This window comes from Kitasatospora sp. NPDC056651, from assembly GCF_042792155.1.
GTDB lineage: Bacteria > Actinomycetota > Actinomycetes > Streptomycetales > Streptomycetaceae > Kitasatospora.
The window spans coordinates 1-6,283 of sequence record NZ_JBHTWX010000198.1 but is presented as its reverse complement, the minus strand read 5'-3'; the positions used below and the strand labels follow the sequence as shown (position 1 = coordinate 6,283).

4 protein-coding genes are annotated in these 6,283 nt (G+C 75.1%); 3 read left to right on the top strand and 1 reads right to left on the bottom strand.

Annotated features, from left to right (window positions below):
* Positions 1–212: 212 nt before the first annotated feature.
* Entirely contained in the window at positions 213–689 is a 477-nt protein-coding gene (locus ACFRAR_RS37925) for a carboxymuconolactone decarboxylase family protein (RefSeq protein ID WP_380704879.1), read from the top strand.
* A 61-nt stretch (positions 690–750) separates the two neighbouring features.
* Here the strand turns inward: ACFRAR_RS37925 and ACFRAR_RS37920 are convergent, their stop codons facing one another.
* Complete coding sequence (locus ACFRAR_RS37920) at positions 751–1,431, bottom strand: histone deacetylase (RefSeq protein WP_380704877.1); 681 nt, start codon at positions 1,429–1,431, stop codon at positions 751–753.
* Between the two features lie 454 nt (positions 1,432–1,885).
* On the opposite strand from ACFRAR_RS37920, the gene ACFRAR_RS37915 reads away from it, so the two are divergent.
* Both ACFRAR_RS37915 and ACFRAR_RS37910 read left to right on the top strand, forming a co-directional pair.
* On the top strand, positions 1,886–5,848 hold the full coding sequence (locus ACFRAR_RS37915) for a Pls/PosA family non-ribosomal peptide synthetase (protein ID WP_380704874.1): 3,963 nt from the start codon (positions 1,886–1,888) through the stop codon (positions 5,846–5,848).
* Between the two features lie 93 nt (positions 5,849–5,941).
* Entirely contained in the window at positions 5,942–6,163 is a 222-nt protein-coding gene (locus ACFRAR_RS37910) for a DUF4287 domain-containing protein (RefSeq protein WP_380704872.1), read from the top strand.
* Positions 6,164–6,283: the final 120 nt, after the last annotated feature.

Sequence of the window (6,283 nt, the reverse complement as noted above, 5' to 3'; positions counted from 1 at the left end):
CGGGGCGACCGCCGTGTCAACCCCCCCCTCCCCCGGCCGCCGCGACGCCCCGGGCCCGGCCTTGGCGGACCCGGGCCGTCGCGGTGCCCGTCGCGGTGCCCGGTGCGGGCTGCGGCGCGGGTCACGGGGAGGGTCGCGGCGGGGGATGTCACAAAGCGGCGGGCCGTCCGGTCTCAAGGGCAGCAACGGACACCGACCGAGGAGCACCCGCCATGGAACCCCGCCTCGACCCCTTCGCCAGCCCGCTCATGGGCAAGGTCATCAAGCACCTCGCCGCGGCCGACCGGCCCATCGCCGAGTCGGCCCTGCCGCTCGCCGTCCAGGAGCTGGTGCGGCTGCGCGTCAGCCAGATCAACGGCTGCGGCGTCTGCGTCGACATGCACTTCAAGGAGGCCGTCCACGCCGGGGAGGACCCGGTGCGCCTGAACCTGGTCGTGGCGTGGCGCGAGGCCACGGTGTTCACCGAGGCCGAGCGCGCCGCGCTGGAACTCGCCGAGCAGGGCACCCGGATCGCGGACGCGGCCGGCGGGGTGGGCGACGAGGCGTGGGCGGAGGCCGCCAAGCACTACGACGAGGAGCAGCTCGCGGCGCTGGTGTGCGTGATCGCGATGATCAACGCCTTCAACCGGGCCAATGTGATGCTCCGCCACCCCGCCGGCTCCTACGAGGTCGGCATGTACCGGAGCTGAGCGCCCGAAGTCCCGGACGGCCTCGGCCCGACCGGCGAACCGCCGCTCGGGCCGAGGCCGTTCACGGCGGCCGCGGGAGCCTCGCCGTTCGCTCCGCCAGCGCCGCCACCGCGCCCGGCGTCCAGCGCCCGGCCGCACCCGGACGGGTGGCGAGGTAGCCGGCCGCACGCCAGGGCCCCCAGCCGTGCGACTCGGCCAGGCCCGCGGCCAGATGGCGCAGATAGGGGGCGGAAGGGGCGGCGAGTTCGGCGCCGGCCACGCCCCAGGGGGCGGTGAAGGTCAGGAGCGGATGGCCGTCCCGCTCGCCGGCGCACAGCAGGGTCTCGTAGCGGCCCGGGCCCAGCTCGGCGCGCCCGTCGGCGAGCACCCGGGTCAGGTCGAGGTCGGCGCCGGGGGAGCGGAACATCTCCTGGGCGGCGACGTCACTGAACTGACCAAGCGTCAGAAGATAGGCCCGGCACGGGACTTCGCCGGTTACGGCCGGGTCGTAGAAGGCCGATCCGCCGCCCCAGGTCAGCGAGCGCCCGGCGAAGTACAGCGTGCCCGGCAGCACGGCGGCCACCGTGCGGCGCGGCGGTCGCCGGTCGCGGCAGCCCGGGCACGCGCGCGCCGCACCCGCCGGGCGCCCGCCGCGCAGGTAGCGGGCCAGGCGGGCGGCGTGCAGGTTCGAGCCGTACGCCACGTACCAGACGAGCGCGCCCCCGCCGCGCGGGCCGCCGCTGTCAGTGAAATCACAGTCCATGGCATCCTTGCCCAGCCCGCTCACAGGAAGGGGCCGCGGCGGCGGGTGCGAAAGGCTCCCACACGAAGATGGGAAAACCGTGAACAGGCCGATAACCCGACCAAAATCCCCTGATTCGGTAGCGGTCGACTCAGTACCCGTACTGTTCCGGACGCCATGGTGTCCCTCACTCTTCCCTCGCCCGTTGTGTCGCTCCGGCATTCGGCGATTACTCTTCACCAGCGCCAACGATCGAAAACCAGCGAAATGTCATTCGATTCGTACCGTTGTCGGCCTTTGCGGCATCGGTGACGGCATCAGTGATGAGAATTTCCTTTGATCGCACCCTCACTGCATCCAGCCGACTCCCAGCGGAGTCATGGTGAGTGGGCGCTCCCCAGCCGGTGACGACCCCGTCACCCGGCGTCGCACCCGTACGCGCCCCCAGGACCCCCCGGAGCCAAGGAACCCATCCATGGACGCACGCCACGAAACGGCCGGCCCAGGCACGCTGCACCGCCCCCAGCCGGGCCCCGCGGCCGGCTGGCCGGTGGCCCAGCCGGCCCACCCGCGCAGCCTGCTCGACATCATCGCCGCCACCGCCGACGCGCACCCCCACGCGCCCGCGCTCGACACCGGCGACACCGTCCTCGACTACCGCGCCCTGCTCCACGAGGTCGACACCCTCGCCGGACAGCTGGCCGGCCACGGCATCGGCCGCGGCGACCGCGTCGGGGTGCGCATCCCCTCCGGCACCGCCGACCTCTACGTCGCCATCCTCGCCGTCCTGCGCTGCGGAGCCGCCTACGTCCCCGTCGACGCCGACGACCCCGACGAACGCGCCGAGATGATCTGGCAGGACGCCGCCGTCTGCGCCGTCCTCGGCGCCGGCCGCGCCCTGCACACCTCGAACGCCGTCCACCCCTCCGGCTCCCCGGCCTGGCCCACCCCGGCCGACGACGCCTGGATCATCTTCACCTCCGGCACCACCGGCCGCCCCAAGGGCGTCGCCGTCACCCACCGCTCCGCCGCCGCCTTCGTCGACGCCGAAGCCCGCATCTTCCTCACCCACCGCCCCCTCGGCCCCGGCGACCGCGTCCTGGCCGGCCTCTCGGTGGCCTTCGACGCCTCCTGCGAGGAGATGTGGCTCGCCTGGCGCCACGGCGCCTGCCTCGTCCCCGCCCCCCGCGCCCTCGTCAAGGCCGGCACCGACCTCGGCCCCTGGCTCGTCACCCGGCGCGTCACCGCCGTCTCCACCGTCCCCACCCTGCTCGCCCTGTGGCCCCAGGAATGCCTGGACGCCGTGCGCCTGATCATCGTCGGCGGCGAGGCCTGCCCCGCCGAACTCGTCGAACGCCTCGCCACCGAGAGCCGCGAGTTCTGGAACACCTACGGCCCCACCGAGACCACCGTCGTCGCCACCGCCGCCCGCATGCTCCCCGGCCACCCCGTCCGCATCGGCACCCCCCTCGACGGCTGGGAGATCGCCGTCGTCGACCAGGCCGGACACCCCGTCCCCTGGCACGCCAACGGCGAACTGCTCATCACCGGCGTCGGCACCGCCCGCTACCTCGACCCCGCCAAGGACGCCGAGAAGTTCAGCGCCCACCCCGCCCTCACCTCACCCCGCGTCTACCGCAGCGGCGACCTCGTGCGCAACGACCCCGAAGGCCTCGTCTTCCTCGGCCGCGCCGACGACCAGGTCAAACTCGGCGGCCGCCGCATCGAACTCGGCGAGATCGACGCCGCCCTCCAGTCCCTGCCCGGCGTGCGCGCCGCCGCCGCGGCCGTCCGCAAGACCCCCGCCGGCGCCGACCTCCTCGTCGGCTACCTCGTCGCCCACCCCGGCACCCACCCCGACCTCACCGCCGCCCGCCGCCACCTGCTCGAACGCCTGCCCGCCCCCCTGGTCCCCGTCCTCGCCCTCGTCGAGGACCTCCCCACCCGCACCTCCGGCAAGGTCGACCGAAACGCCCTGCCCTGGCCCCTGACCACCACCGCGACCGCCTCCCCCACCGAGACCCTGGACGGCACCGCCGGCCGGCTCGCCACCCACTGGGAGCGCCTGCTCGGCACCACCCCCGGCCCGCACGACGACTTCTTCGCCCTCGGCGGCTCCAGCCTCACCGCCGCCCGCCTCGTCTCCGAACTGCGCACCCGCCACAACGGCGTCTCCGTCGCCGACCTGTACGCCCACCCCGTCCTCACCGACCTCGCCGCCCACCTCGACAGCACCGGCCCCGCCCCCGACACCCCCACCACCACCACCCGCCGCACCGTACGCCGCACCCCCCGCAGCGCCGGCCTCTGGCAGACCCTCCTGCTCCTCGGCATGTTCTCCCTCGCCGGACTGCGCTGGATCCTCGCCCTGATCGCCCTCGACAACCTCACCGGCAGCAACCTCAACTGGGCCCCCCACAGCTCCTGGTGGCCCGTCGGCGCCGGACTCCTCCTCCTCTACAGCGCCCCCGGCCGCACCCTGCTCGCCGCCGCCGGCGCCCGCCTGCTCACCGCCCGCATCCGCCCCGGCAGCCACCCCCGCGGCGGCCACGTCCACCTGCGCCTGTGGGCCGCCGAACGCTACACCGCCCTCTTCGGCACCGCCGCCCTCGCCGGCACCCCCTGGGCCACCCGCTACGCCCGCGCCCTCGGCTGCCGCGTCGGCCCCGGCGTCCACCTCCACACCCTGCCCCCCGTCACCGGCCTCGCCCGCATCGGCGCCCACGCCTCCATCGAACCCGAAGCCGACCTCGCCGGCTGGTGGCTCGACGGCGACACCCTCCACCTCGGCCACCTCGACATCGGCGACGGCGCCCGCATCGGCCACCGCGCCACCCTGATGCCCGGCGCCCGCATCGGCGCCCGCGCCGAGATCGCCCCCGGCTCCTGCGTCACCGCCACCACCCCCGTCCCGCCCGGCGAACACTGGACCGGCTCCCCGGCCCGCCCCGCCACCGAAGCCCCCGCCGACTGGCCCACCACCCCCGCCCCGGCCACCCGCGCCTGGAACCTCGCCTACGGCGCCGGCTTCGCCGTCTTCGGCCTCATCCCCATCCTCGCCGCCCTGCCCGCCCTCACCATCGTCTACCCGATGATCGACGCCGACACCACCCTGGCCGGCGCCCTCGTCCAACTCCTGCCCGCCACCATCCCCCTGGCCGCCCTCACCATCGCCTGCTACGCCACCCTCATAGCGCTCCTGGTCCGCCTCCTGTCCCGCCCGCTGCGCCCCGGCTTCCACCCCGCCACCGGCCGCACCGCCTTCTGCGCCTGGGCCGTCAGCCGCCTCAGCGACACCGCCCGGCGCACCCTCTTCCCCTTCTACGCCAGCCTGTTCACCCCGGTGTGGCTGCGCCTGCTCGGCGCCCGGGTCGGACGGCGCGTCGAAGCCTCCACCGTGCTCGCCCTGCCCGGCCTGATGCGGGTCGACGACGGCGCCTTCCTCGCCGACGACACCCTCATCGCCCCCTACGAACTGCGCGGCGGCTGGCTGCACCTGGGCCCCGCCCACGTCGGACGCCGCTCCTTCGTCGGCAACTCCGGCATCGTCGGCCCCGGCCGCCACCTGCCCGACAACTCCCTCGTCGGCGTCCTGTCCGACACCCCCGCCCACGCCCCCGAAGGCTCCTCCTGGCTCGGACGCCCCGCCTTCGCGCTGCCCCGCGTCGCCGACACCGGAGGTGAGGCCCGCACCTACGACCCGCCCCGGCGCCTGATGTGGGCGCGCGCCGGCGTCGAACTGTGCCGGCTGCTGCCGATCGTCCTCGCCGCCCTGCTCGGCGACCTCGTCCTCGCCACCCTCCAGGAACTGCGCGACGACTACGGGCTGAGCACCGCCCTCGGCGCCGCCGGCCTCGTCCTGACCGCCGCCGCCGTCACCGCCTGCGCCGTCACCACCGCCGCCAAGTGGCTGCTCGTCGGCCGCTTCCGGGTGGCCGAACACCCGCTCTGGTCCTCCTTCGTGTGGCGCAACGAGCTCTACGACACCTTCGTCGAGGAACTCGCCATGCCCTTCGGCGGCCATACCATCACCGGCACCCCGTACCACAACGCGTGGCTGCGCAGCCTCGGCGCGAGGATCGGACGCGGCGTGTGGTGCGAGACCCACTGGCTGCCCGAGACCGACCTGATCACCGTCGGCGCCGGAGCCAGCGTCAACCGCGGCACCGTCCTGCAGACCCACCTCTTCCACGACCGCGTCATGCGGCTGGGCCCCGTCCACCTCGCGGCCGGCTCCACCACCGGCCCGCACTCCATCGTCCTGCTCAACTCCTCGCTGGGGGCGGACACCACCGTCGGCCCCGCCTCCCTGGTCATGCGCGGCGAGAACGTCCCCGGCGCCACCCGCTGGCTCGGCAACCCCGTCGCCGCCTGGGACGCCGACCCCACCCCGCCCACCGGCCGGCGCCGCCGCGGCCGGGCCACCGCCGGGGTGTGACGCGGGTCACCCGGCGGGGGCGATGAGTTCGCGGTGCGGTCACGGTCCACCCCCGTGACCGCACCGCTTCGCTCTGCCGAGAGGACCACGCTGATGAGCGCCACCGCCGCTGCCGCCGTGAAGGGCCCCGCCTCCTACTTCCCGTCGATCGAGAAGAAGTACGGCCGCCCGATCGAGGAGTGGAAGGACCTCATCCGCACCTCCCCGCTCACCAGGCACATGGAACTCGTCGCCTGGCTCAAGGCCGACCACGGACTCGGCCACGGCCACGCCAACGCCCTCGTCGCCCACACCCTCGCCGAGAGGGCCGTCTGAGCGGGGCCGTCGCCGCGATGACCGACGGCGCGCCCGGAGCGGCGGGGGAAGGCCGCGGGGCCCGGCCCCCCCCCCGGCCGGCCCCCCGGGGGGGGCCGCCCAAACCCCCCGGAGTACAGT

What these genes read in the sequence shown, in the direction of transcription:
- ACFRAR_RS37925 (WP_380704879.1), top strand. Translation starts at nt 213, where the DNA reads ATGGAACCCCGCCTCGACCCCTTCGCCAGCCCGCTCATGGGCAAGGTC.
- ACFRAR_RS37920 (WP_380704877.1), bottom strand. Translation starts at nt 1,431, where the DNA reads ATGGACTGTGATTTCACTGACAGCGGCGGCCCGCGCGGCGGGGGCGCG.
- ACFRAR_RS37915 (WP_380704874.1), top strand. Translation starts at nt 1,886, where the DNA reads ATGGACGCACGCCACGAAACGGCCGGCCCAGGCACGCTGCACCGCCCC.
- ACFRAR_RS37910 (WP_380704872.1), top strand. Translation starts at nt 5,942, where the DNA reads ATGAGCGCCACCGCCGCTGCCGCCGTGAAGGGCCCCGCCTCCTACTTC.